Source organism: Desulfitobacterium sp. LBE (genome assembly GCF_007830365.1).
Taxonomy (GTDB): Bacteria; Bacillota; Desulfitobacteriia; order Desulfitobacteriales; family Desulfitobacteriaceae; genus Desulfitobacterium; species Desulfitobacterium hafniense.
Genome location: NZ_VLKD01000001.1, coordinates 1,203,425 through 1,230,300, shown reverse-complemented (window position 1 = coordinate 1,230,300; position 26,876 = coordinate 1,203,425). Strand labels below are relative to the sequence as shown.

Genomic DNA, 26,876 nt, shown 5'->3' with positions numbered 1-26,876 from the left:
AGTTAGAGATGAGAGGGGAAGTATGGCATAATAAAAGTGAAAAACAAAATTCACCTCAGTAAAGGAGTGGTCCGATGCAAACAGAAATCAAGAAGCAAATGCAGGAACTGGCGGAAGAAGAATACCGGGTGTTTTCCTCGGGCCTGCTTCCGAATATCGGCAATATCTTAGGGGTCCGTCTGCCCCTTTTGCGCAAAATGGCCAAGCAGATCACCAAGGCAGACTGGCGGGAATACTTAAAGACGGCCCGGGAGGATTCCTTTGAGGAAATCATGCTCCAGGGCATGGTCATCGGTTGTGCTCAATGTTCGGCCCCAGAAAGGCTTGCTTATATCCAGGGGTTTGTGCCGAAGATCGATAATTGGTCGGTGTGTGACAGCTTCTGCAACGGGCTGAATTTTACGAAAGAAAACAAGGAGCTGGTTTGGGAGTTTCTCCAGCCCTATCTCCGCTCGGAACAGGAATTTGCCATCCGCTTTGGGGTGGTCATGCTGCTCACCTACTATAGTGATCAGGAGTATATCAAAGCCGTGCTGGAAGGATTGGACGGCATCCGGCACGAAGGATATTATGTTAAAATGGCGGTGGCCTGGGCCATTTCCATCTGCTATATCAAGCTGCCGGAAGAGACCCTGCCTTATCTGCAGCATAACCATCTGGATGACTTCACCTATAACAAAGCCCTGCAAAAGATCACGGAATCCTACCGGGTGGATCAGGAAACCAAAAAGCAGATTCGCCTGATGAAGCGCCGATGATCATCAGTGCCAGCCGCCGTACGGATATCCCCGCCTTTTATTCCCAATGGCTGCTCAACCGCCTGCAGGAAGGGTATGTTCTGGTGCCCAATCCCAGGAATCCCTCCCGTTACAGCCGTGTGGAGCTAAACCCCCAGGTCGTGGACTGCCTCGTTTTCTGGACCAAGAATCCATCTCCCATGCTTTCCCGGTTGGCTGAGATCGCTGCTCTGGGCTACCCCTTTTATTTTCAGTTCACCCTGACCCCTTATGACCGGGAGCTGGAGCAGAACCTGCCGCCTAAGGAAACTCTGCTGAACATCTTTCGGAAGCTGAGTGCTATGCTGGGTCCGGAACGGGTGGTATGGCGGTATGATCCTGTGATTCTGACCCCGGAGCTGGATTTTGAGTATCACCTGAGGCAATTTGAACGCATGGCGGTGGTCCTGGCAGGTTATACCCAACGCTGCATTTTCAGTTTTTTGGATGTGTATCCTAAGGTGGGCAGGGCCATGAGCCTGGCCTTAGCCCAGGAAGCAAAGGAAGCGGATGAAACAGCCATGGGCCGAATTGCCGAGGGCTTTTCCGCCATTGCCCGGAAGCACGATCTGGACCTCTTTACCTGCTGCGAGCCTGTGGAGTTGAGCCAATATGGAATTAAGCATGCTTCATGCATCGATCAAGGTATGATTGAAGAGATCCTTAAGTGTAAAATCCAGGTCAAAAAGGACCCTAACCAGCGGCCCTCCTGTGGATGTATAGAAAGTGTGGAGATCGGCACCTATGACAGCTGCCCCCATGGCTGCCTTTACTGTTACGGGACATCTTCGCCTAAAACGGTTCGCAGCAATATAGCCTGCCATGATCCCAAGTCACCGGTTTTGATTGGTGATCCTCCCCAGAACGCCATCATTACGGAACGGAAAATGTGCTCCAGGAAAGACGCCCAGTTAACTTTGTTTTAAAGAAAGTATAGCAGGGTGTAAAATTTTGTTTTCGGTGTGGATACCATTTGAAATTATTCCTTCATCAGTCCATAATAACAATAGATATAGAACGATGGTAAGGGGTCCAAGCCTTGCTTTGATTTGTTTAACCTGAATGTAAGGTTAATCAAGTGAATATCGACGTAGTTAACTCAGAAGTTGAAAGGATTATTTGAAGGAGGGGAAGTTCGCAAGTGAATTTTTTTAAGAAAGCACCTTGTGAAGAAGCATTGTGTGTTATTAAGAGCGTAGAAGACCGCTTGAATGGCCTGGAAGTTGAGCTTCCGGATGTGCAGTATCCCATTCACCAAAATCTTGTGAAAATTTTCGAGAAACTTTTGGCCAGCGAAGAGCATATGTCCAAAAGCTCCAAAAAAATGATTGGCCTTACCTCGGCCTTAAGCAATTTTGACGTGGAGATGACCCATTCTTCCCATAAATTGATTGAATTCGCCAGAGAGATGTCAACCATCAGCGAATCCAATCTGGCGATTGTGGAAGAGATCAGTGCCAGTATGAGTGAAGTGAATGATACTATCAGCAACACTTCCGAAGTAATGAACAGCCTTCAGGAATCCTCCCGGGCGCTTGTCTTGAAAAACGATGAGAGCATTGCCCGGATTGAGGAAATCGATGTGCTGAAAAATGATGTTTCCAAAGATGCGGCGTTGATGAGCGAACAGATCAAGGTGCTGGTGGAGATGGCGGTCAAGGTAAATGAGATTGTGGACGGTGTGGAGAATATTGCCAATCAGACCAACCTGCTGGCCTTGAATGCGGCCATCGAGGCAGCCCGGGCCGGAGAAGCGGGAAAAGGCTTTGCTGTGGTAGCGGATGAAGTGAGAAAGCTGGCGGACAGCACCAAAACCAGCTTGGGGAACATGCGCTCCTTTGTCAATAACATCCAACAGGCGGCGGTAAGCGGGCAGTCCAGCATGGAAAACACCATGAACTCCACGGCTAAAATGCACACCAAATTGGATATGATTTCTAAAACCATCATTGAAAACGTATCTATGTTAAAGAACACGATCAGTGATGTTGATCTTATTACAGAGTCCCTGGGACATATCAAAGAATCCGCCAGTCAGATCAATCAGGCCATGGAGGCGTCCACCCAGGATGCCGAAAAGCTCAACCTGATGACCCAGAGAATTCAGGATGATGCGACCCAAAGCGCCGACAACGCCAAAGAGATAGCCAGGATCGATGACGAACTCAGCGGTCTTGTCAGAGAAATGATCACCGCCCTGAACGGCGGCAAAAACGCTGTATCCAATCAGGAACTCCTGGAGAATATCAGCAAGGCCAAGGCGGCTCATGCCAACTGGATTAAAAACCTGAGCAGAATCGTGGAGGAAATGACAACCTATCCTTTGCAAACCAACTCGAAGAAATGCGCCTTTGGTCATTTTTATCACTCCATGGATGTTTCCGGAACGGTTTTGGAAGACGCCTGGCGGGCCATCGATCAGGTCCATGACGAATTTCATACCAGCGGCAGTAAGGTCATCGAGGCCGTCAAAGAAAATAAACCGGAATTGGCCAGGAATCTATTTTTACATACGAAGGAACTTTCCCAGAATATCTTTGCTAAATTGGACGAAGTCACCCATATCATAGAAGGCAGCGCCGCTCAAGGAGTGGAGATCCTGAGAACCAGTAAGGCGAGCTGAATACAATCCTCTTGCCGCTCATCCGGTGCGAACCTGTAGTGAACATGAAAATGATGGGGGGTTCGCACCGCGAAATATGAGGGAAATTGTTGTAATATGGAGATTGTAGTAGGTCTGGCTTTGGTTGTTGGGTAGAATAGTTTTGAAAAGTAAACAAAAATGAACCTGTTGGGTGATTTTTGTTTACTTTTTGCTGTCACTCCTCGTATGAGGAGTGTGGATTGAAATTCGCCACCGACTTTTTACCGCAGAGGATGTCCGTCTGTCACTCCTCGTATGAGGAGTGTGGATTGAAATCCGTTGGTACTGCCTCTGAAAAAGAGATCGTCGAGGTCACTCCTCGTATGAGGAGTGTGGATTGAAATCTCGGTCTTGGATAACTCGATAAAGTTGACGGAGTCACTCCTCGTATGAGGAGTGTGGATTGAAATCTCACCCCCTAATGATGTCAATAGTTCTGATACGTCACTCCTCGTATGAGGAGTGTGGATTGAAATCGCGGTCAATCCATCCACGAACCCATGCCGACGGTCACTCCTCGTATGAGGAGTGTGGATTGAAATACCAGGGGAACAATCAATCCCCTGTGAGGGGAACAAGTCACTCCTCGTATGAGGAGTGTGGATTGAAATCTGATATTCGTGATTATTTGGTAAATATACGATATGTCACTCCTCGTATGAGGAGTGTGGATTGAAATACTAGATAAACCTTTTTACAAGTGCTACACCAGACGTCACTCCTCGTATGAGGAGTGTGGATTGAAATAAAGCTACCAAGGTCAAAAACTTCAGCGACATCCACGTCACTCCTCGTATGAGGAGTGTGGATTGAAATTGAGGTGCACTGGATCCTGAGCTACACCCAATCAGTCACTCCTCGTATGAGGAGTGTGGATTGAAATTTCTTAGTAGCCATAACCGAATCTCCCTCTATGTTAAGTCACTCCTCGTATGAGGAGTGTGGATTGAAATTTTTTGGCTTTGAGGAGCGGTCTTAGTTCATCTTTGTGTCACTCCTCGTATGAGGAGTGTGGATTGAAATGGCTTTTGTTATGACTAAAAACTAAGGAGACGGTCACTCCTCGTATGAGGAGTGTGGATTGAAATTCCAATGCATTCTCCGGGGTGAACAATCGTTTAAGTCACTCCTCGTATGAGGAGTGTGGATTGAAATTCCTATTTACCCTTTCCCATCTGAACCCACCGGCTGTCACTCCTCGTATGAGGAGTGTGGATTGAAATATTTCTGCTTTGAATCTTAGCCATGTTAGATAAGTGTCACTCCTCGTATGAGGAGTGTGGATTGAAATCCAATAGATATGAAGTCGGAGTATACTCCAATAGTCACTCCTCGTATGAGGAGTGTGGATTGAAATTGTTGTGTATCGTTTTATCAGGTAGTCACCAAGAAGTCACTCCTCGTATGAGGAGTGTGGATTGAAATGCCATCAAGCTGTTCTCGGAGTGTCTTAACCTCTAGTCACTCCTCGTATGAGGAGTGTGGATTGAAATATTGATATTGGCCTCCTTTATTTGACTAACTAAGGTCACTCCTCGTATGAGGAGTGTGGATTGAAATCCGTCTCCGCCAGGATATGCTGAGGGCCGAGGCGTCACTCCTCGTATGAGGAGTGTGGATTGAAATGCAAAAGCATGTCTTAGAGCAAAATACATTGTCACGTCACTCCTCGTATGAGGAGTGTGGATTGAAATAGGTAATCGCTCTTCCGCGGGCATCCATCCATCGTCACTCCTCGTATGAGGAGTGTGGATTGAAAATCAGAGTATCGGGAAGGAGGCCATAAAAAAAGGTATTGGTCACTCCTCGTATGAGGAGTGTGGATTGAAATCTGAAAGCGGTTGGACACGATAACTTCTCTGTTTGTCACTCCTCGTATGAGGAGTGTGGATTGAAATTGCGCGTGGTCTTGCAAAGGGAAGCAGAGCTGCCAAGTCACTCCTCGTGTGAGGAGTGTGGATTGAAATAAATAGGAGGGACTATTTCAACTGGTCCCTTGATTTCTAATACAAAGCCGGCCTGGGATCCCCAGGTCGGCTTTGTATTACATAGCTATTTTTGATTCCAATATTTCTATTCTTCTACGAAGCTCATTTATTTCAGTCTTATCGTCTCTCAGTTCCTTAACTGCTTGCCAAGTCATCTCCTGCTTAGCGGAGATTTCATCCAACTTATCAAGTTTTTTATATGTTTCTCGATTGTCAGCCTTCAATGCTTTGATATCGGATTCAATCCGGTCAAGAATATTCAGCCTTTCAAGGATAATATCCAACTTGTCCATTGCTTATCCCTCCTGAGTTTTATAGTACCACAGTGATATTTGTAATACAATGCTTGGAGCTGCCGTTGGCTGAATGAATTAAGAGGGTCATTTAAGCTACGTTGCTCCCTGTGAGAGAGCGTGAATTACTCAAGAAATAGATTTCTATTGAGATTTTGAGAGTTTTCTGATAAATTATAGTTAATCGGTCGGCTGGCCGACTGAGAAGGAGGTTTTTTCAACTTGACGGACAAGAAAGAAGCGGCAGAACAACCCATCGACATGCGCCGGCATATTCTCACTGTGGCCGGTGGATTAATGATTGAAAAAGGAGTCAAGGAAACCAGCTTAAAAGACATTGCCCAGGAAGCGGGGATTAGCAAGGGGACATTATATTACTACTATTCAGCTAAAGAAGACATTATTTATGACATTGCCAACCATAACTTAAAACAAATTACGGACGGTTTGCTGGCCTGGATTGAAGATGCCAATACAGAAGTTGCCCCTGAGGAGGTCCTGAAAACAGTATTTGAACAAATATTGGGGGCTGAAACCAGGGGAAAGCTTCATCTTTATCTTCTCAGCGATGCAGGAACAAGCAATACTCTTCTCAAAGAAAAATTCAAAGAACAGTATCAAGAGTGGAGAAAAACCTTGCAATGTGGTTTGGATAAGATCTTACCCTCCCAGAACCAAAAGAACGTAATGCTTTCCTACTTAATTCTGGCTGCCCTTGACGGGCTGATTATCCAAAGGCTGTTTGGAACGAAAGAGATTCCTGTTGAAGAAATCGTTAAGCTCCTGGTCAGCGCCGAATAGCTTTCTGATAAGATACCCAAATTGTGAAAGAAAGTGAGACGATCGTGATGAATACTTTGTATTGCAGATTGTATCAGAGGACTTTACAATTAGTATCTTATTTTCTTCCCTGGCGCAAGCCTACTTTGCTGGAGGGCGAAAACAGTTTAAAAAAGCTTCCTGAGCTAATAGGCCGCAAAGGCATCCATAAGGTTCTGATTGTCACGGATCAGGGGATTTCCTCCTTAGGACTGATGGATAGCTTTCTTCAGGGTCTTGATAAGGCAGGAGTCAGGTATAGTATCTATGATAAAACCGTGCCGAATCCTACCCTTGATAATATTGAAGAAGCACTAAAATTGTATCAGGAACAGCAGTGCGTAGGCATCGTGGCCTTTGGCGGCGGTTCCCCTATGGACTGCGCCAAGGGGGTGGGAGCGAGGGTAGCCAATCCCCATAAGAGCATCTCACAAATGAAGGGTGTCCTTAAAGTGAGGAGGAAGCTTCCGCCTTTGTTTGCCATTCCCACCACAGCCGGGACAGGAAGTGAAGCCACCCTTGCCGCCGTCGTGTCAGATCCCCGAACCCGTGAAAAATACCCGGTTAACGATACTGCCCTTATCCCTCACTATGCCGTCCTCGACCCGCTGCTGACTGTGGGCCTGCCGAAGAACATCACCTCCACAACAGGCCTGGATGCCCTGACCCATGCCGTGGAAGCCTATATCGGCAGAAGCAATACCCAGGAGACCAAGGAATTAAGCCGGAAGGCAGTGCGCTTGATTTTTGATAATCTTTACACGGCCTATTCCCAGGGGGAGAACGTAAAAGCCCGGGAAAATATGCTCAAGGCCTCCTATTACGCTGGGGTGGCCTTTACCCGTGCCTATGTGGGATATATTCACGCTCTTGCCCATGCTTTGGGAGGGTTTTACGGAGTTCCTCATGGCTTGGCCAATGCCGTAATTCTTCCTTATGTTCTGGAGTACTATGGAGAAGCGGTCCATGAACAACTAGCTGAATTAGCCGATGTCCTGGAAATAGGTTCGCCTGGGGATAGTCATGAGAAAAAAGCAACTTTATTCATTGAGGCCATTAAGGAACTGGGGCAAAAAATGAATATTCCTCAAAAAATTGAGGTTATTCATGCCGAAGATATTCCTTTGCTGATGGAGCATGCCTGGAAGGAATCTACCCCTCTTTATCCCGTTCCCAAGCTCTTGTCCAAAAATGATTTGAGCAATATCCTGCACCTGATTAGTACAGCCAAAAAGGAGGAGGTCTAGATGTCGGATATTAAAGAAATTTTGGCCAATCAAAAAGCTCTTTTCCAGACCGGGAAAACCAAGGAGCTACAGTTTCGGAGGGATATGCTGAATAAACTGAGGTCAGCCATAAAGATCCATGAAGAGGAGATTATAGCTGCTTTAAAGGCTGATTTGAATAAAGCGCCTTTTGAAGGCTATGCCACAGAAGTGGGCATGGTTCTGGAAGAACTCAACTATACCCTTAAACATATCTCAAGCTGGGTCAAACCCAAACGTGTACGGACTCCTCTGATGCACTTTCCTTCCGCCAGCTATCTTTATACAGAACCCTACGGCTCGGTCCTGATTATGTCACCCTGGAATTATCCCTTTCAGCTGACCCTGGCTCCGATGGTAGGTGCCATAAGTGCAGGAAACTGCGCCGTCCTCAAGCCGTCGGAGTATTCAGCCAACACTTCCGCAATGATCGAGCGGATAGTTAAAGAAATCTTTGATGAGTCCTTTGTGGCCGTGGTGCGCGGTGGCAGAGAAGCCAACAAAACCCTGCTCAATGAAAAGTTTGACTATATCTTTTTTACCGGCAGCATCGAGGTGGGAAAAACGGTGATGGAATCCGCCGCCAGGCACCTGACCCCGGTAACCCTGGAGTTGGGCGGGAAAAGCCCCTGTATTGTCGATGACACTGCCGATCTTGAATTGGCAGCCAAAAGAATCGTCTGGGGGAAATTTCTGAATGCAGGACAGACCTGTGTTGCCCCGGATTATTTGCTTGTGCACAGGACTGTCAAGGAAAAGCTCATCCAGGAGATCAAAAAATCCATCACCGCCTTTTATGGCCATGATCCTATACGCAATGAGGATTACCCAAAAATCATTAATCAGAAGCATTTCGAGCGGCTTTTAGGCTTGCTGAAGAGCGGGCGGATTGTGGAGGGAGGTCGGTCCGAAGAGAAAACCAGGCAGATTGCGCCTACCATTCTGGATGATGTGACCTGGGAAAGCCCGGTGATGAGGGAAGAAATCTTTGGGCCCTTGCTTCCGGTGCTGGAATTTGAGAGCTTTGACGCTGCCCTATCTACGGTTAATCAGCATCCCAAGCCCTTGGCCTTATATCTGTTTACCAGAAGCAAGGACCATGAGGCCCAGGCCATCGGTAAAACGTCCTTTGGCGGCGGATGTATCAATGATACGATTATCCATCTGGCTAACCCTAATCTGCGCTTCGGAGGGGTGGGAGAGAGCGGCATGGGACAATATCACGGTAAAGGAAGCTATGACACCTTTTCTCATGTGAAGAGCATTATGAAGAAATCCAACAGGCTGGATATTCCGCTCCGGTATCCGCCCTTCAAAAATCATTTGTCCCTGCTAAAAAAGCTTATGAAGTAAAAATTTCAGCACAGACTGTAGTCAGTCTGTGCTGAAATTTATCTCCCGGATTAGAAGACAAGACCCAGAGCGATCAGGATCAGAATAGCAATGGCGATAATGCCGATTCCCGCTGCGCATAGAAACATAGACTCAGCCCCCTTTAGGTTTATATTCCATAATATGCAGAAACTTCGTTTGTGGAATATAATGGTAAGAGGGAGTGTGGCTTGAAAATATATAAGGTTTTGTGTAAAAGAATGTCTTAAACTATGATTTTAGTTAAGATATTCTTTTTGTTTGGCAAATAAATGACAAAATGCAACACAAAATTTGGTAAAGGAGAGCTATAATTAACAGACAGGCATAAGCAGTGGGTATACGGATTTTAGCACTCTGCTGCTCATATCCAAGCAGCGTATAAAATCATTTTCAGGTCATTGTCGAACAGAACGGGCACCATTGTTCCTGATAGAGAGAAAAAGGAGGAACCGATATCATGCATATTGCTCGCCGTAGAGAAGATGATTCGGAATCTCAAAGATTAAAAGCGCATTTAGAAAATACCGCTAATCAGGCAAAAAAGTTTGCCGATAGTTTCCATAATGGCGATTATGCCTATGCATGCGGACTGTTGCATGATATCGGAAAGTACTCAACGGAATTTCAAGATAAAATTATCAATAACTCGAACGCCCGGGTAGATCATTCGACTGCAGGTGCGGTTGAAATTAATAAAGTATTTGTTTCGCTGGGAAAGTTGTTGGCTTATTGTATTGCCGGTCACCATGGAGGCCTTCCAGATGGTGGAAGTAGAAGCGACACCGCAATTGAAACAACATTGAATGGACGTTTAAAAAGAGCAAAGCAGCTTCATGATTACTCATATTTTGAAAATGAGATTAGTATTCATGAATGTTTACCAGGAGGGCTACCTAATATAAAACCTTTAAATAAGGGCGGATTTTCACTGTCATTTTTCATAAGAATGCTCTATTCATGCTTGGTGGATGCTGATTTCCTCGATACCGAAAGATTCATGGGCATGGGCAAAGTAGATCGAAGCGCAAATTACAATTATCTGCTTTTCAATGAGAAACTAAATGCTCATATTAATAAATTTGAGGATACAGGACGTGCAATCAATCAAAAAAGAGCGGAGATACTAAATTGTTGTCTCGAAAAAGCGCAGAGCCAAAGAGGGATGTACACCCTTACTGTTCCCACAGGCGGGGGGAAAACGATTTCCTCTCTGGCATTTGCCCTAAAGCATGTAATGAAGCATGATATGGAGCGAATTATTTATGTGATTCCATATACAAGTATTATCGAACAAACAGGAAAAGTTTTTAAAGATATATTGGGGCAAGAAAATATCTTAGAGCATCATTCGAACTTTGATTTTAAGGATAACGAAGATTCAATATTGTGCAAACTGAAGCTGTCTTCAGAGAACTGGGATATCCCGGTTGTTGTAACAACGAACGTACAGTTTTTCGAATCCTTGTTTGCCCATAAATCTTCTAAATGCAGAAAACTCCATAACATCGCAAACAGTGTAATCATCTTTGATGAAGCTCAAATGCTGCCTACGCCGTTTCTTACACCTTGTCTGATGGCGATTTCTGAATTAGTCAGAAGTTATCGCTCAACTTGTGTGTTATGCAGTGCTACCCAGCCCTCATTAAAGGAAAGATTTCCAAAAGAAATAAAAGTGGATGAAATATGTGAAAATACTGAAGACTTATATGAATTCTTCAGACGAACCAATGTTATCCTCAGAGGAGAAATGGAAACAGCACAAATTGCAGCGGAACTGAATAGCTGCGATCGGGTGTTATGCATTGTCAATAACAAAAAACACGCCAGAGAAATATATTTAGCCCTACGGGGAGAAGGGGTTTTTCATTTATCAACGAGAATGTGTCCTAAACACCGAGGCGAGGTATTAGGGGAAATAAGACAAAGATTAAAAGATGAGCAGCCTTGTAAAGTGGTCTCCACCCAGTTAATTGAGGCCGGTGTTGATGTGGATTTTCCTGTGGTTTACCGGGCAATGGCCGGAATTGATTCCATTGTGCAAGCCGCAGGTCGGTGTAACAGGGAGAATAAGCTTAAAATCGGCTTCGTCCATGTTTTCGAACCGGAAAGCAAATATACCAAAAATATGCCCAGTTCGATCAAACGACCGATTGAGGTAGCAAAAAGCATTATGACAAACTTTGAGGATATTCTATCTCTTCAAGCCATAGAGACCTACTTTAAAGAATTATATAACTTTGAAGGTGAGATAGGACTCGATATACATGATATTTTTAAAACAATGGAAAAGGGAGCGGAAGGCTGTAACTTTAATTTTAATTTCAAACAAGTCGCTGGTCTGTTTAAATTAATTGATGAAAATACGATGCCAATTATTATTGGATGGGATGAGGAGGCAGAAGAGTTGATTGATAAGTTGCGCTATGTCAGCGAGCATAAAGGTATATTAAGAGCGATACAGCCTTATTCTGTTAATATTTACGAAAATGAATTCAAAGCGATGAATGGAGCGGGCCTGATAGAAATTTTTGATGATGGGATTTATATTCTAAGGGATATCAAAAAGTACAATGAAAAAACAGGCCTTGAGTTCAATATCGAATCCGGTGTGGCGATCTTCGCCTAAAATGTCGGGCAGCCAATGATATGCTATTGGCTACTCGACATAAGAATAATAATTTATGAGGAGTGATGAAATGGGGTATGGAATTCGCTTGGAGACGTGGGGTGATTATGCGCTTTTTTCCAGACCAGAGATGAAGGTAGAACGGGTGAGCTATGATGTCATCACACCATCGGCAGCACGTGGTATTATTGATTCTATTTACTGGAAACCTGCAATTGTTTGGCGTATCGACAAGATACATATCTGCAATCCGATCGAGTTTACCAATGTCAGAAGAAATGAAGTCAGCTCCAAAATATCGGCTAGATCCGTCGATTCGGTAATGAACGGCGCTGCCAGGCCCTTATACATCAATACGAATGAGGATAGACAGCAAAGAGCCTCAATGATTCTCAAAAATGTTCGTTATATTATTGAAGCTCACTTTGAACTAACTGACAAGGCTGGAGAAATGGATACTATTGAAAAACACTACAATATCGCGCTTCGGAGGATGAGAAAAGGTCAGTGTTATCATCAACCTTGCTTTGGTTGCAGAGAGTTTCCGGCAAATTTCAGGCTGAGTGAGGGTGATGTTCCTGAATCCGCTTTGATTGGAGAAAAAGACCTTGGCTATATGCTCTATGATATGGACTTTACAGATCCTCAAAATATTAAACCTATGTTTTTTAGAGCAGTTATGCGTCACGGGATTATTGATTTATCCGCTTGCGAGGTGGTTCGATGATTTTACAGTCACTCGTTAAGTATTATGAAATCCTGGCTAATGATGAGGACAGCAACATTCCCAAGCTGGGTTACGGTAAGGTGAACGTGTCTTACGCAGTTAATTTATCTTTGGAAGGAGAACTGTTAAACATTATTCCCCTTAAAATCGGTGCCCAGCGCGGCAAGAAAATGGTAGAAATTCCGCAAAGCATGGAAGTACCTGAACAGGAAAAGAAAGCTGGAACTGGAGCAAAATCCAATTTTCTTTGTGAAAATGCAAGCTATGTCTTCGGTGTGGACAATAAAGGAAAACCGGAGAGAGCCAAAGCATGTTTTGAAGCGTTTAAACAATTGCATATGCAGATACTGAAGGATGTTGACAATGCAACGGCACAGGCGGTCGTCAATTACGTGAGTCGCTGGGATATTAATCAAGCACTGGAACATCCTGCTCTTGCCGAATATCTGGATGATATTTTATCAGGTGCAAATTTCATTTTTAAAATTAATGGCGGAGAATTTGCTCATCAAAACTCCGAGATCAGAGAAGCCTGGGAAATATATAAAAGCAATTCAGATAACACAAATACAATGCAATGTCTGGTAACAGGTCAGGAGAGTCCGATTGCCAGATTACATCCCAGTATCAAAGGGGTTCGCGGTGCGCAATCAGTAGGGGGATCGCTGGTTTCGTTCAACGATCGGGCTTATGAGTCTTATGGCCGTGAAAAAGAACAGGGATTGAATGCTCCTGTGAGTGAGTACGCAACCTTTGCCTACACCACCGTCTTGAATTTTCTTTTGGCAGATAGTGCCCATAAGCTGAATCTAGGTGATGCAACGATTATATTTTGGGCGGAAAGCCCCAAGGGAATCTATCAGGATTTTATGTCTCTTTATCTAAATGGCGGAGCGGTAAGTAATGGAGATAGTTTTGCACAGGATGAAGATGCAGCAAGGGAAATAAAGTCTGTTTTTGAAAAAATAGCGCAAGGTAAACCTATCGACGACTTATCGGAAGTCTTTGATCAAGAGACGAACTTTTATATCATGGCAATATCTCCAAACGCGGCGAGGTTAGCGGTCAGATTTTTCTTCGTTAATTCTTTTGGGGAATTTGTGAAAAAGATCGGAAAGCATTATAAAGATTTAAGGATAGAAAAACAATACCCTACGGACCCGGATGTCTTCTCCCTATGGAGATTGTTAAATGAAACCGTATCCCCCATGTCCAAGGATAAAGCGGCTTCACCACTACTGGCTGGTGCTTTGCTAAAGGCGATTATTACAGGCACCCAATATCCGGCAGGCCTATATAACTCTATACTGCTGAGGGTTAAAGCAGAAAAAGAGATAAGTTATTATAAAGCGTCAATAATCAAAGCGTATTTATCCAGAAATACAGAAGAGTTTAAGGAGGTATTAACAATGGCTCTGAATGAGCAAAGTGAAAACAGCGCCTATATTTTGGGAAGATTATTCGCAGTGCTGGAAAAGGCACAGGAAGATGCCAATCCAGGGATAAATACAACCATTAAAGATCGTTATTTTACATCGGCATGTGCGACTCCGGCTACAGTGTTTCCTGTTTTGTTGCGGTTGGCGCAGCATCATATTTCAAAAGCCGAATATGGAAAAACAAGCAATAAAAGGATAGCTGATCTATTAGATAAAATAGATATAGACAATAACCCATTTCCGGCAAACCTATCGTTAGAGCAGCAGGGCGTGTTTATTTTAGGCTATTACCACCAAAGAAACGCATTCTATCAAAAAAATAATAAAAAAAGTGAGGAGAAATAATTATGAGTGAAGTCATTAAGAACAGATACGAATTTGTCATTTTATTTGAGGTCGAAAACGGTAATCCAAATGGCGATCCCGATGCCGGTAACATGCCTAGAATCGATACTGAAACGGGTTACGGGATTGTTACCGACGTTTGCCTGAAAAGAAAAATCAGAAATTATGTTGAAACTGTAAAAGGGGACAGCAAGGGTTACAGAATATATATCAAAGACGGAGTTCCTCTGAACACCAGTGACAAGTCGGCTTATGAATACTTGGGTATCAAGGAGGAAGAAGCGCAAAAGAGCAAAGGCGAAAAAGATCATCAGATTCGAGATTTCATGTGTGAGAACTTTTTTGATATCAGAACTTTCGGCGCTGTTATGACGACTTTTGTCAAGGCCAAGCTAAACTGCGGACAGGTTAGAGGACCTGTGCAAATCGGATTTGCCAGAAGCATAGACCCCATCGTTCAACAGGAAGTTACCATAACCAGGGTTGCGATCACAACTGAAGAAGATTTTAAGAAGAAAGAAACGGAGATGGGTAGAAAATATATTGTACCTTATGCTCTCTATCGAGCGGAGGGCTATATTTCCGCTAACCTGGCGAAAAATATAACCGGATTTTCTGAAGATGACTTACAGCTTCTGTGGGACGCTATCATTAATATGTTTGAACATGATCACTCAGCAGCAAGAGGAAAGATGAATGTCAGAGAGTTAATCGTATTTAAACATAACAGTGAATTCGGTAATACCCAAGCATATAAGCTATTTGAGACTATAACGGTTGAACGCAAAGATAAAACAAGGCCAGCCAGAGCATATGCTGATTATGAGGTAAGACATGACGTCGAGAAAGTTCCTAACGAAGTACAGTGCCTGCGCATGATATGAGCAAGGAATATAACGAAGACGATTTTCTGCTTTTATCTGGAATCCAGCACTTTGTCTTTTGCAAACGCCAATGGGCCTTGATCCACATTGAACAGCAATGGCAGGAAAACCTTCGTACCATCGAAGGGGCAATCCTGCACGAGAAAACCCATGACTCGACGATCAAGGAAAAGCGGGGAGCGCTGATTATTTCCCGGGGTATGGGGATTTTTTCCCGTACCCTGGGGATTACCGGAGCCTGCGATGTGGTGGAATTTCATAAGTCCCGGGACGGAGTCACCCTCTATGGTCGGGAGGGGACTTATCAGCCGGTTCCTGTAGAATACAAGCGGGGCAAACCAAAGCAGGATAATGCGGATGTGCTGCAGTTATGTGCTCAGGCCATGTGTTTGGAAGAGATGCTCCTCTGCACCATACCGGAAGGATTTTTGTATTATGGTGAACCCAGGCGCAGGACGAAAGTTATTTTGGATGAGGAGATTCGGGAGGAAGTCAAAAGGATTTGTCAGGAGATGCATGAGCTTTATGCCAAAAGATATACCCCTAAAGTTAAAACGACGAAAGCATGCCGAGCCTGCTCCCTCAGTGAACTCTGTCTACCCAAACTGTGTAAGAACCCATCGGCCCTGGACTATATGAAGAAAATGATTGCAGAGATCGAGGTTGAGCCATGAGAAAATTATTGAATACCCTCTACGTGACTTCGCCCAATACTTATCTATCTCTTGACGGAGAAAATATTGTGATTTTGAAGGATGATGTGGAGGCCTTGAGAGTCCCTTTGCATAATCTGGAGAGCATCATTGCCTTTGGCTATACCGGGGCCAGCCCGGCTTTGATGGGTGCCTGTGCCAAGCGCAATATCTCCTTGAGCTTTATGAAATCCAGCGGAAAATTTCTGGGCAGAGTAGTGGGGGAAGTCAGAGGGAATGTCACCTTAAGAAAAGCCCAGTATAGACTTTCCGACGATGAAGCGGCAAGCCATAGAATCGCCAAGAGTTTTATTTTGGGGAAAGTATATAATTCCCGCTGGGTGGTGGAACGAGCCACCCGGGATCACGGGGCAAGACTGGATGTAGAGAAATTAAAAGGAGTCTGCCAAACCTTGGCTAATGCTCTGAGATTGGTCGAGAACAGTAAGGATTTGGACCAGCTGCGGGGTGTTGAGGGGGAGGCTGCAGCTCAATATTTCCGGGCACTGGATGATCTGATTCTCCAGCAAAAGGAGGATTTTTATTTCAAATTCCGGAATAAACGGCCTCCTCTGGATAATGTTAATGCTATGCTCTCCTTTGTCTACACCTTGTTGGCTCATGATGCTGCTGCCGCTCTGGAAACAGTGGGGCTGGACCCCTATGTAGGATTTTTGCACCGGGATAGACCGGGAAGGATCTCGCTGGCCCTGGATCTGATGGAAGAGCTGCGGGCAGTCTTTGCAGATCGTTTTGTCCTTTCTTTAATCAATAGACGGGAAGTCAATTCCGGCGGGTTCACCCGGATGGAAAACGGAGCAGTTGTGATGGATGATGATACAAGAAGAGATATCCTCAAGGCATGGCAAAGCAGGAAACAGGAAGAGATAAAGCATCCCTTTCTGCAGGAGAAAATGGAGTGGGGGCTTGTGCCCTATACTCAGGCTATGTTGCTGGCCCGGTTTATCCGTGGGGATTTGGATGGATATCCGGCTTTTATGTGGAAGTAGGTGAGAGAGATTTTAGTGCTGATCACATATGATGTTAATACTCAAACCGCGGCAGGAAGAAAGAGGCTGCGTCAGGTTGCTAAGCAGTGTGTGAACTATGGACAACGTGTCCAGAATTCTGTCTTTGAATGTGTGCTGGATGCGGCAAAATTCCGTGAGGTTCAGCATAAGCTGGAGCAGATTATTGATACGGAGACGGATAGTCTGAGGTTCTATATGCTGGGGAATAATTACAAGAACAAGGTTGAGCATATTGGGGCAAAACCTTCGTTTAATGTTGAGGATACGTTGATTATTTAGTGCGAACCTATAGTGCACAGCAAATCCTCGGGAGGTTCGCACCGTGAAACAAGAGGAAATTTGTTGAAATGTGTAGGTAAATAATGGGAGTGTGCTGTAGTGAGGGGAAGAAGTTTAAGGAAATGAACAAAAGTTGACTTTAGTAGATAGTTTTGATTACTTTTTGCAGTCGAGGCCTCTGCGAGGCTCGAGGGTTGAAATTATGGCCGCCTTAATCGCGGTAAAAATAGATTCGGGTCGAGGCCTCTGCGAGGCTCGAGGGTTGAAATCTCTCTTTAAGGTATTAAAAAGAGACCCGAATAAAGTCGAGGCCTCTGCGAGGCTCGAGGGTTGAAATATGTCGTTAAAGCTCTCAATATTTTGCGTAAATGTCGAGGCCTCTGCGAGGCTCGAGGGTTGAAATCTAGATAATCCCGACGAGGCTATCTTCTTGGCAGGTCGAGGCCTCTGCGAGGCTCGAGGGTTGAAATTGAAGCCGTACAAGCCTTAGGCTATTCGAATGAGTCGAGGCCTCTGCGAGGCTCGAGGGTTGAAATCTTGAAAAGGACCCTCAGATCATCGAGAGTAATGTCGAGGCCTCTGCGAGGCTCGAGGGTTGAAATCGTTTTGGAGGTACTTATGAGTACAAAAAGAGTTAGTCGAGGCCTCTGCGAGGCTCGAGGGTTGAAATGACATTAGGAAATGCCGTGCAAAGAATAGAGGAAGTCGAGGCCTCTGCGAGGCTCGAGGGTTGAAATTCAGTCGCCCGGCCAACCATGAACAACTCTCCGACGTCGAGGCCTCTGCGAGGCTCGAGGGTTGAAATATCTGCTTAAACCAGTTAACAATCTCGGCATGGGTCGAGGCCTCTGCGAGGCTCGAGGGTTGAAATTGGCTTAATGCCAAGTTCTAATCCTGCGGCTCTGTGTCGAGGCCTCTGCGAGGCTCGAGGGTTGAAATTTGCCGCAGGACCGGTAAGCGTATGGCCCCCATCAGTCGAGGCCTCTGCGAGGCTCGAGGGTTGAAATCTGCGAAAATTTTAGAGGTCAGCTCGAGGTTGAAGCAGTCGAGGCCTCTGCGAGGCTCGAGGGTTGAAATCCGGAGGTGCATCATGGCTGAAAAATCCGTCCGCGTCGAGGCCTCTGCGAGGCTCGAGGGTTGAAATCATCACTGTCACCCCTCTATCTCAGCCACAAATGTCGAGGCCTCTGCGAGGCTCGAGGGTTGAAATATTTAATTTAAATGTTTCTTTATGAGCTACCCTAGTCGAGGCCTCTGCGAGGCTCGAGGGTTGAAATAGTTGAGGTGTCGATTTCGGTTAAGCGAACTTTTGTCGAGGCCTCTGCGAGGCTCGAGGGTTGAAATCTTAAAGGAGTTATGCGAGAAGATTTTGAGCGAAGTCGAGGCCTCTGCGAGGCTCGAGGGTTGAAATAATCGTTCTCATAGATTTTCCTCCTGTTAAATAGTCGAGGCCTCTGCGAGGCTCGAGGGTTGAAATGTATAAGTACCGGCTGTTGCTCCTGAGTTGGCCGTCGAGGCCTCTGCGAGGCTCGAGGGTTGAAATCCCACAAAAGCCGAAAGCCGGGCGGCTAAACTCCGTCGAGGCCTCTGCGAGGCTCGAGGGTTGAAATAGATTGAAGGTCGGGAATATCGCGCTGACTTCTTTGTCGAGGCCTCTGCGAGGCTCGAGGGTTGAAATACTTATTCGCCTACATGTGATAAATGCGCGCATCAGGTCGAGGCCTCTGCGAGGCTCGAGGGTTGAAATTGGGCAATCGCATATATCACAAGGAAAATGATTTTGTCGAGGCCTCTGCGAGGCTCGAGGGTTGAAATATGCCCATAGGTCTCCCCGCCTGCTGTATGAGCGTCGAGGCCTCTGCGAGGCTCGAGGGTTGAAATAAATCACCAACACAGGTGAGGTTAAGACAAACGGCGGGTCGAGGCCTCTGCGAGGCTCGAGGGTTGAAATTAAGTCCCTATACAGAAGGGTATATAGACGGTATGTCGAGGCCTCTGCGAGGCTCGAGGGTTGAAATATACAAAGTATAACCGAATATATGTTCGAGTACAGTCGAGGCCTCTGCGAGGCTCGAGGGTTGAAATTTGCCGCAGCTCGTGGTAAAGCCACGATGTTAGGTCAAGGCCTCTGCGAGGCTCGAGGGTTGAAATATATTACAGGGTTTCCACATGCTCTAAAAACCTGTCGAGGCCTCTGCGAGGCTCGAGGATTTAAATCGCCTAAGCTCTTGATCTGCGGTAAACACAAAAACAGATCTCCACTCCGCATCAAACGCACATAATCCGAACTGCTTACGACAGGTAAACCCTGTGGCGAAGAGTTCGGATTGTATTATATCTCTGAAATATGTTAGAGGATGCCAGATAAAAGGCATCCTCTAACTTTTGCATTGCGACTATTACTGTTTTTGATATTTTAAGGTTTTATAGACTGCCTGACCACATTCGGCCAAGGAACAAACTACAACAACAATAGCAGTAAAAACAACAAACAAGTTCGTTCCGCCCACTTCCATGAAGCCTAATGGGTCAAAGCTGCCCCAATCAACACTTTGCAGAAAGACTGTAAACTCCGTGCTAAACAAATCCGGCCTATTTAGTAGATAGATCATTATGCACATGTTGATTATAGTGCTTATAACAACTGCACCGCAAACGATAGGCGTCCATCTGCGGACCTTGATTTTGAAAATACATGCGCCGACAGCTAATATAGCCATGACTGCAATAGCGGGGACACAGCTTGCCAAAAAGGTGGAACTGAAAAGGGTGCGTATTTGTGTATCACCATTTTGGATAACAAAAGCGACGGGCAATACTCCGCGGCATATTAAAATACCCAAAACAGAGAATACACCAGTTAACACCAGTTCTGCAATGCTGTCTGACAATTTTATTTTGCCTCTATCATCAAGCAAGGCATCCGGCAAATCTTCGACTCTCCACTCCTGTTCTTTGCTTTTGTTAGCCTTAGCACCTGTACGATCGGCGATTACAAAACCAACCGTTGTCCATATGAGTGCTTGAAAAACCGCAGATATGCCCATGACAATACCTTTTGACAAAGTATTGCTTATTAAATAAGGCAAATCAACCATGCCGTCTTTAATAGCATCGATAGCTCCCAGAATCATGCCGATAACCAAAACCACAACGCCAACCAGAGGCAAAACCCATTTTAGTACACGCACATAATCCTCGTAAACAGCCGGAGATATTAGGTAGCGGGGTTTTTGCCGGTACTTCTCCGCTAATGAAGCGGGCGAACCCAAATTATACAACACCATTTTTCTTTCATTTTCGTCCGCATTCTCCGGCAGCATGTCATAGATATTGGATTTCAATTCTTTACTTACTTCCTCCCGGTCTTTTTCCGGGAGGCGGCGTGTAACATCATAAACATAACGCTCAATCAGATTATCCATTACATTTATCCTCCCCACAAATGGATTCAATGCTGCTCTGCAGTTTTTTCCATTCTGTCATTAATTCTTTATACACCATTTCGCCTTTTTCGTTGACGGTATAATATTTTCTTGGCCTGCTTTCACTTGTATCCCAATCACTGACCAGTAAGCCCTGATTTTCCAGCCGCCGCAAAAGGGGGTAGAGTGTGTTGGCTTCAACGTCTATTTGCTTTTCCTGCATTGTTTGAAGCAATGCATAGCCATAGTGAGGTTGTTTCAAACATCCCAAAACCGCCAGTGTTAAGCTGCCCCGGCGAAGTTCCGTGATAAAGCTTTGCATTTGCTCATTCGCTGACATCGTATCACCCCGTCATTATTATACTGTGTGATACACAATATTGTCAAAATGAATTTATTGTAATAATGCTTAGCCATCCCAGCGGGGGAAGTTGCTCTTTTTTCTTTTTCCCTTATGGTTTGCCATCATTCGCGAATTTTTAACTTTTTCGTAAGAATTTTTAAAGGTTTTTGTAAAGCACTCCAGCTCAAAACTTGATAAGGTGAAGAGGACGAAATAGGCGTGACGGAAAGCTCCGAAGCCTGGCATAAAGTGGAGAGTGAGCGGATATGAATTACAGCACAAAAACAAATCAATTCAATGAGCAGCCGAATCGGCAGTATAGGGGAAGAAGATTGAGGACGGTTGACCACGGCTATATGCCGGGGTTGGATGGCCTGAGGGCTTTGGCGGTGTTCGCCGTGATTTTTTATCACCTCAATTTATCATGGGCACCGGGTGGGCTTTTAGGGGTAACTTTATTTTTTGTGCTGTCAGGGTATTTGATCACCAATATTCTGCTGAAGCAATGGGAGAGCACCGGAACCATCGATTTGAAAGATTTCTGGCTGCGCCGGGCCCGGCGACTTCTGCCGGCGGTTTTTGTGATGCTGGCCGGGGTAATGGTCTGGATGCTGCTTTTCGCTCCGGAACGTCTGGCCGCCTTGAAGCAGGAAGCTTTGGCCGCAGTCTTCTATATCAGCAACTGGTATCTGATCTTCCATCAGGTCTCCTACTTTGAAAGCTTTGGCCCCCCATCTCCACTGGGGCATCTCTGGTCTTTAGCGGTAGAAGAACAATTCTATCTCTTTTGGCCCCTCCTTTTGGGACTGGGTCTGCGCTGGATTCGGCAGCGCAAATGGCTGGTCCTGGGAACAATTGCCCTCACCTTGGCATCGGCTGCGGCTATGGCCTTGATCTATATACCAGGTCAGGATCCCAGCCGGGTCTATTACGGAACGGATACCCGGGCCTTCTCCCTGCTTGCCGGTGCCGCCCTGGCTATGGTGTGGCCCAGCGGGAAAATGACCGGAGAGCTCACCGGCTCCAAAAAGCTGATCCTGGATGGGACAGGCGCACTGGGGTTATTAGCGGTTCTACTGATGATCGTGAAAACCAATCAATACCAACCCTTTCTCTATCAGGGCGGACTGTTGCTGTTCTCCATTGCCGCGGCTGTTTTGGTAGCGGTTCTGGCCCATCCGGCCAGCAGTTTGGGCCGGTTCTTCAGTTGGGGGCCCTTGCGCTGGCTGGGAGAGTGTTCCTATGGGATCTACTTGTGGCATTACCCGGTGATCATCCTGACCAATCCGGTTGTGAATACGGGTGGCGTGGACCTTTCCCGCACCTTCTGGCAAATTGGCTTAAGTATCCTTCTGGCTGTCCTGTCCCGCCATTTCATTGAGGACCCCATCCGTTACGGAAGTCGGAAACGGGGGCGGAGACGGGTTCAGACCTTGCAATGGTGGCAGAAGCCTTTGGGTGTTGGTGCCAAAATGTCCTTGGGGATCATGCTGATGGTTTTACTGTTGTTTGTAACCCCCAATGGGGGGACGGGAATCTCAGCAAAAGCCATCGCTCAAAACCATGAAACAACAGAACAGAACCAGAATCAGACTCAAGCTCAGAATCAGAATCAGACTCAGGAGCAGGATGAACAAGGGACTCAGGCTCAAGAGACGGATCAGGAAGATAATAAAGCTAACGGAGAAGCAACAGAGGCAGTGCAGGAAAATGAAATCACCATCATCGGCGATTCCGTCATGATCAATGTAACGCCCGTATTGCAGGAACAGTTTAAGGGAATTGTTATCGACGCCCAGCTGGGCAGACAGATGTACCAGGCCCCGGAGGTTATTGCCGGGCTTCGGGAAGAAGGGAAGCTGGGGAAAACCGTCGTGATTCAACTAGGAAACAACGGGCCCTTCAGTGAGAAACAACTCAAAGAGACCTTGGACACCCTGCCGGGAAGTACGGAGATCCTCCTGGTCAATACCCGGGTTCCCAAGCCTTGGGAAGGGGGGGTCAATGAGACTTTGAATAAAGTAGCCCAGTCTTACCCAGGGGCCAGATTGATCGATTGGCATACGGTCAGCAAGGGCCACAACGATTACTTCTATAAAGACGGAGTTCATCTTACCCAGACCGGGGTGGAAGCCTACGGGGAAATGTTGGCCAAAGCCTTAGCTGTTGAAGAAAATGATTACTAAAATGATCAAATGAAAATCGTGTTATAATAAAGGCCTAAAGTAAAATTAAGGGATGGGACTATGCGCGAAAAAAAGGTTAAAGTATTGGTTGTGGAAGATGAAGCGTCCATCCGGCGTTTCATTACCCTTAACCTGGAGATGGCCGGATATGAGGTGGGAGAAGCGGAGAGCGGGGAAGATGCCCTGGCTCTCCTTACCGCATTTCTCCCCGACCTGGTGGTGTTGGATCTGATGCTGCCGGGGATAGACGGTCTGGAAGTTTGCCAGCACATTCGTGAAACCATGCCGGACCCTCTGATCATCATCCTGACCGCTAAAGGGCAGGATACGGATAAAATTATGGGGCTTGAACTGGGAGCAGATGATTATATGGTCAAGCCCTTTAATCCCTTTGAATTGATTGCCAGGATCAAAGCCATGCTAAGACGCCGGGATCGCTATGAAGCCGGAAGAACAGGTTATACTTACGGCAGCCTGCATCTGGACACCGCCGCCAATAAACTCCTCAAAAACAATCAGGAAGTGGAGCTGACCCCTACGGAATATTCTCTGCTGAAAATGTTTATGGAGAATCCGGGGAAAGCGCTGCGCAGAGAGGAAATGCTCAATGGGATCTGGGGAGAGGATTATTTTGGGGATACCAAAACTTTAGATGTGCATATCCGGCGGCTCCGGGAAAAAATCGAGGATAACCCCTCCGATCCCCGGTATATTAAAACCATCTGGGGTTCGGGTTACCGGTGGCAGCCGGAGATGGTCAGGAGGCTGCCATGAAAGGGATCCGCGGCAGACTGACGGCTAATTTTATGATCGTGATTCTGGTTTCGGTAGCCATTTTGGAAGTGCTGCTGATTTATACTGTCCAGCAGAATTATTACGGCAGTCTAAGGGGCAACCTGACCAATCAGGTGAAAATCAGCGCTGATATGTATTCCAAATACTATTCCGATACCTCTTTGGAAGATAACATCCTCTATAATGTCGATGCCTTTTGGAATCAAAGCAACGCTCAAGTGGAAATTGTCGATAGAGACGGGAAGATCGTCATGGACTCCCTGGGAGCGATTTCGGAACAAGAGGGGCCCACAGAGGATATTCAGGATGCCCTCAATGATCGGATGGGGGAATGGATAGGAAAATTAAACGGCCAGAAGGTCATGGCCGTAGCCTATCCCTTAAAATCCGAAGGGGAGATTGTCGGAGCCCTGCGGTTTATTGCTTCTACACATGAAATCGACCAGGGCATTCAGGACACGGCCAAAATTTTTATCGCTATCGGTCTTTTTGTGGCCATGGTGGTGGGTTTCCTCAGCATTTTCTTGGCCAATACCATTCTTATTCCCTTGAAGGAAGTGACAGCCATTGCCGAAAGCATGGCGGCCGGCAATTTTCAAATCAAGAGCAGGAAAAAGCGGGATGACGAGATCGGTAAGCTTGCCGATACCTTGAACTATATGGCTGAAGAAATAACCAAAAAAGAAAAGCTGAAAAATGATTTCATCTCTTCGGTCTCCCATGAATTGCGAACTCCCCTGACCTCCATTATGGGCTGGGCCATTACCCTGCAAAGCGAAAAATTCCAACAGAAAGAAATGCTGAATGACGGTCTCGGCATTATCGCCAAAGAGTCCGAACGGCTCACCCGGATGGTGGAAGAACTCCTGGACTTTTCTAAATTTGTTTCCGGCAGGATCAAGCTGAGTTATGAAGAGGTCAATATGGCCGAACTGATGGAGCATATCCGCAAACAGCTGACCCCAAGGGCCACCAGGGAAACTATCCAGTTTACAGTGGATTATCCGGATAACCTCCCCGACCTGCTGACAGACCCTAACCGCTTGAAACAGGTCTTGATCAATATTCTGGATAATGCCTTGAATTTTACGGCTGCCGAGGGGAGTGTCCGTTTTCAGGCCGAGGTAGGGGAGAAAGACTACACCTTTATGATCTCCGACAACGGATGCGGCATTGCTGCCGGTGAACTGCCCATGGTGAAGGAAAAGTTTTACAAAGGCAAGAGCTCACGTTCCCGCAACGGGATTGGTTTATCCATCTGTGAAGAGATCATTACCCTCATGAAAGGCCGGCTGGAAATTCACAGTGAAGTCAATGTTGGGACAACGGTGGTCATTACTCTGCCCAGAGAGGTGTGTGCCCATGGTTAAGAAAACCCTTCTGCTCCCGCTGGTCTTCTTGCTGCTTTTTCTGGGCGGTTGTGCCGAATTTTCAGGGGCATCGGCCGGTAAGATTATTCCGCCCTCCGCTCAGGTCAGCCCCTTGGGAGGCAAATGGACGGTACTTGAGGAACTGGACAGCAACGGCAGCGAAGGAGGAGCGGGCCAGCCATGGTTAGGAAGTGATGTCCAATTTGCTCCAGGTGTTGTTTCTTTCGGCGGCCATGTCTGGGATAACCCTGCTTATAAAATCAAAAGGGTGAAGGCAGAGGATTATTTGTTGACCAAGTATATTCCATCTGTTGGGAGTTCCGGACTGAAGTCTCAGAAGGTGGATGTGATTACGGTTTACGCCTCCGGCAATTATCTGGGTGAATTTATGAAGCTGGATGATACCAGTATGATTTTTTTTGTGCAAAACAAAGCCCTTTTATTGAAGAAAGTTGCCGATGAAGCCGACAGCACCCTGGTGGCGGGGAATACCAATGCCCAGGAGCTGAACCAGGACAGCAGGGAAGGAATTTCCGGAGTCTTGCTGGGGCTGAGGATACCATCAGCTGCTGGCTATACCTATCAGACCCTATGGGTTGCCGTTGATCATCAGCAGATCAAACCGATCCTGACTTCCGCACAAATCTTTTTCCCGCGGACCAGCGGTTTTTGGGAACTTAGTGTCCAGAACCTCCCGACTGACGGCATGACAAATAATCTACTGACCGCTCGCAATGTAACAGCCAAGGCCCCCGACCTGAAGAGAGAGAATGGGGAAAGGGAAGGGGGAGCAGGAACAGAAGAGCAACCCTATGCCGAGGCGGAGAGAGTGATCAATTATATCGGCAATGATTATGTAGCCATCGAAAAGAGAACCGCCGGAATCAATCACTTGCAGGTGCTTCCCGTGGATAAACTTTTATCCCCCACCGAAATAAAGGTGTCCGATTTACTGGGGGACAAGGGATTTAACGCCTATTTAAATGCCAGAGAGCAGGCAGCCGCCGCCTTAAGGGAGAAAGGGATCACCTCGGTTAGCCAGGATGAATCTGGGGAAAATTTCGGCCTGATTCGTAAAAACGGCCGTTGGAGTTTAGTGGGAAGAATCCACTATCAAAGCGGCGGTAATTTTGAATATAAAGATTTCGATCTGAAAATTATTCCACCGGCCAATTTGATCTTCTATGATGCCTTGGTGTTAAGCTGGTACAATATCAAAGACCGGGTTCCCGATGCCACGGACGCTTTTACTTCCCCCAACCGGGATATCGCCCTGGTCAAAACCAGGACTAAATTAATCATTTATCCCATCAGTGCCGATAAATTAGGAGAAACCCATTTGGCGGAGCTTGAACTGCCGGAGGGTGCCACCGTGATCATGGCGGAATGGGCTACCGGGTCCTATGTGGACAGCTGGGAGAAATCCTTTCTTGCTTATGGAGCCCAGGCTTTAGACAGCGGCTCGGTGCGGATGCGCTGAACAACCGGTTAGCCTACACTGCGCTAAAGTTCTTAGAAGTTACAGCGTGGCAAATTCTCCTTTAACAACCCGAAAAGCGGTTGGCTGGTTACTTT

The 26,876-nt window shown here is 46.2% G+C and carries 20 protein-coding genes and 2 CRISPR repeat arrays; of the genes, 17 read left to right on the top strand and 3 right to left on the bottom strand.

Annotation, left to right across the window (positions count from 1 at the left end; translation table 11 throughout):
- Nucleotides 1-74 precede the first annotated feature (74 nt).
- The 3 genes from DESLBE_RS05970 to DESLBE_RS05960 all read left to right on the top strand — a co-directional run bounded on the left by DESLBE_RS05970 (nt 75) and on the right by DESLBE_RS05960 (nt 3,399).
- Nucleotides 75-758: a DNA alkylation repair protein gene (locus DESLBE_RS05970; RefSeq protein WP_144675689.1), complete on the top strand. Its 684-nt coding sequence runs from the start codon at nt 75-77 to the stop codon at nt 756-758.
- Complete coding sequence (locus DESLBE_RS05965; protein ID WP_144675687.1) at nt 755-1,702, top strand: DUF1848 domain-containing protein; 948 nt, start codon at nt 755-757, stop codon at nt 1,700-1,702. The genes DESLBE_RS05970 and DESLBE_RS05965 overlap by 4 nt, the downstream gene beginning before the upstream one ends.
- 215 nt (nt 1,703-1,917) lie before the next feature.
- Nucleotides 1,918-3,399, top strand: a complete 1,482-nt coding sequence (locus tag DESLBE_RS05960; protein ID WP_144675685.1) for a methyl-accepting chemotaxis protein — start codon at nt 1,918-1,920, stop codon at nt 3,397-3,399.
- 195 nt (nt 3,400-3,594) lie between these two features.
- A CRISPR array of direct repeats spans nt 3,595-5,387; the repeat unit is 33 nt; unit sequence GTCACTCCTCGTATGAGGAGTGTGGATTGAAAT.
- A 77-nt stretch (nt 5,388-5,464) separates the two neighbouring features.
- Here DESLBE_RS05960 and DESLBE_RS05955 read toward each other — a convergent pair.
- Nucleotides 5,465-5,701 (bottom strand): hypothetical protein, encoded by a 237-nt coding sequence (locus DESLBE_RS05955; protein ID WP_015943902.1) that lies wholly within the window; start codon nt 5,699-5,701, stop codon nt 5,465-5,467.
- Nucleotides 5,702-5,962: 261 nt separating this feature from the next.
- Here DESLBE_RS05955 and DESLBE_RS05950 point away from each other — a divergent pair, with 261 nt between their 5' ends.
- The 10 genes from DESLBE_RS05950 (at nt 5,963) to cas2 (ending at nt 17,182) form a co-directional block, all read left to right on the top strand.
- Nucleotides 5,963-6,502, top strand: a complete 540-nt coding sequence (locus tag DESLBE_RS05950) for a TetR/AcrR family transcriptional regulator (RefSeq protein WP_144678620.1) — start codon at nt 5,963-5,965, stop codon at nt 6,500-6,502.
- A gap of 47 nt (nt 6,503-6,549) precedes the next feature.
- On the top strand, nt 6,550-7,767 hold the full coding sequence (locus tag DESLBE_RS05945) for an iron-containing alcohol dehydrogenase (RefSeq protein WP_144678619.1): 1,218 nt from the start codon (nt 6,550-6,552) through the stop codon (nt 7,765-7,767).
- The gene (locus DESLBE_RS05940) at nt 7,768-9,138 is read left to right on the top strand and encodes an aldehyde dehydrogenase (protein WP_144675683.1); all 1,371 of its coding nucleotides are present in this window, start codon (nt 7,768-7,770) and stop codon (nt 9,136-9,138) included. It begins immediately after the preceding gene.
- A 478-nt stretch (nt 9,139-9,616) separates the two neighbouring features.
- Complete coding sequence (gene cas3 / locus DESLBE_RS05935; protein WP_144675681.1) at nt 9,617-11,785, top strand: CRISPR-associated helicase Cas3'; 2,169 nt, start codon at nt 9,617-9,619, stop codon at nt 11,783-11,785.
- A 70-nt stretch (nt 11,786-11,855) separates the two neighbouring features.
- A complete protein-coding gene (gene cas5c, locus DESLBE_RS05930) occupies nt 11,856-12,512 on the top strand; it encodes a type I-C CRISPR-associated protein Cas5c (RefSeq protein WP_144675679.1) in 657 nt (218 codons plus the stop codon).
- Nucleotides 12,509-14,296, top strand: coding sequence for a type I-C CRISPR-associated protein Cas8c/Csd1 (gene cas8c / locus DESLBE_RS05925; RefSeq protein ID WP_144675677.1), 1,788 nt, complete (start codon nt 12,509-12,511; stop codon nt 14,294-14,296). The genes cas5c and cas8c overlap by 4 nt, the downstream gene beginning before the upstream one ends.
- Nucleotides 14,297-14,298: 2 nt before the next feature.
- Nucleotides 14,299-15,180, top strand: a complete 882-nt coding sequence (gene cas7c / locus DESLBE_RS05920; protein WP_144675675.1) for a type I-C CRISPR-associated protein Cas7/Csd2 — start codon at nt 14,299-14,301, stop codon at nt 15,178-15,180.
- A complete protein-coding gene (gene cas4, locus DESLBE_RS05915) occupies nt 15,177-15,854 on the top strand; it encodes a CRISPR-associated protein Cas4 (RefSeq protein WP_144675673.1) in 678 nt (225 codons plus the stop codon). Before cas7c ends, cas4 begins: the two co-directional genes overlap by 4 nt.
- Nucleotides 15,851-16,882, top strand: a complete 1,032-nt coding sequence (gene cas1c, locus DESLBE_RS05910; protein WP_144675671.1) for a type I-C CRISPR-associated endonuclease Cas1c — start codon at nt 15,851-15,853, stop codon at nt 16,880-16,882. Before cas4 ends, cas1c begins: the two co-directional genes overlap by 4 nt.
- Before the next feature lie 9 nt (nt 16,883-16,891).
- A complete protein-coding gene (gene cas2 / locus DESLBE_RS05905) occupies nt 16,892-17,182 on the top strand; it encodes a CRISPR-associated endonuclease Cas2 (protein ID WP_026184041.1) in 291 nt (96 codons plus the stop codon).
- Nucleotides 17,183-17,350: 168 nt separating this feature from the next.
- A CRISPR array of direct repeats spans nt 17,351-19,399; the repeat unit is 33 nt; unit sequence GTCGAGGCCTCTGCGAGGCTCGAGGGTTGAAAT.
- A 182-nt stretch (nt 19,400-19,581) separates the two neighbouring features.
- Here cas2 and DESLBE_RS05900 read toward each other — a convergent pair.
- Together DESLBE_RS05900 and DESLBE_RS05895 are read right to left on the bottom strand one after the other, a co-directional pair.
- On the bottom strand, nt 19,582-20,607 hold the full coding sequence (locus DESLBE_RS05900) for a hypothetical protein (protein WP_144675669.1): 1,026 nt from the start codon (nt 20,605-20,607) through the stop codon (nt 19,582-19,584).
- The gene (locus DESLBE_RS05895; protein ID WP_018213197.1) at nt 20,600-20,947 is read right to left on the bottom strand and encodes a PadR family transcriptional regulator; all 348 of its coding nucleotides are present in this window, start codon (nt 20,945-20,947) and stop codon (nt 20,600-20,602) included. Before DESLBE_RS05895 ends, DESLBE_RS05900 begins: the two co-directional genes overlap by 8 nt.
- Before the next feature lie 269 nt (nt 20,948-21,216).
- Between DESLBE_RS05895 and DESLBE_RS05890 the strand changes: the two genes are divergently transcribed.
- The 4 genes from DESLBE_RS05890 to DESLBE_RS05875 are packed head-to-tail and all read left to right on the top strand — an operon-like array spanning nt 21,217 to nt 26,781.
- The gene (locus tag DESLBE_RS05890) at nt 21,217-23,136 is read left to right on the top strand and encodes an acyltransferase family protein (RefSeq protein ID WP_144675667.1); all 1,920 of its coding nucleotides are present in this window, start codon (nt 21,217-21,219) and stop codon (nt 23,134-23,136) included.
- Between the two features lie 60 nt (nt 23,137-23,196).
- Nucleotides 23,197-23,910 carry a response regulator transcription factor gene (locus tag DESLBE_RS05885; RefSeq protein ID WP_018213195.1) on the top strand — a complete coding sequence of 238 codons (714 nt, stop codon included), beginning with the start codon at nt 23,197-23,199 and terminating at the stop codon, nt 23,908-23,910.
- Nucleotides 23,907-25,301: an ATP-binding protein gene (locus DESLBE_RS05880; RefSeq protein ID WP_144675665.1), complete on the top strand. Its 1,395-nt coding sequence runs from the start codon at nt 23,907-23,909 to the stop codon at nt 25,299-25,301. Before DESLBE_RS05885 ends, DESLBE_RS05880 begins: the two co-directional genes overlap by 4 nt.
- Nucleotides 25,294-26,781, top strand: a complete 1,488-nt coding sequence (locus tag DESLBE_RS05875; protein WP_144675663.1) for a hypothetical protein — start codon at nt 25,294-25,296, stop codon at nt 26,779-26,781. Before DESLBE_RS05880 ends, DESLBE_RS05875 begins: the two co-directional genes overlap by 8 nt.
- The last annotated feature ends 95 nt before the right edge of the window (nt 26,782-26,876 follow it).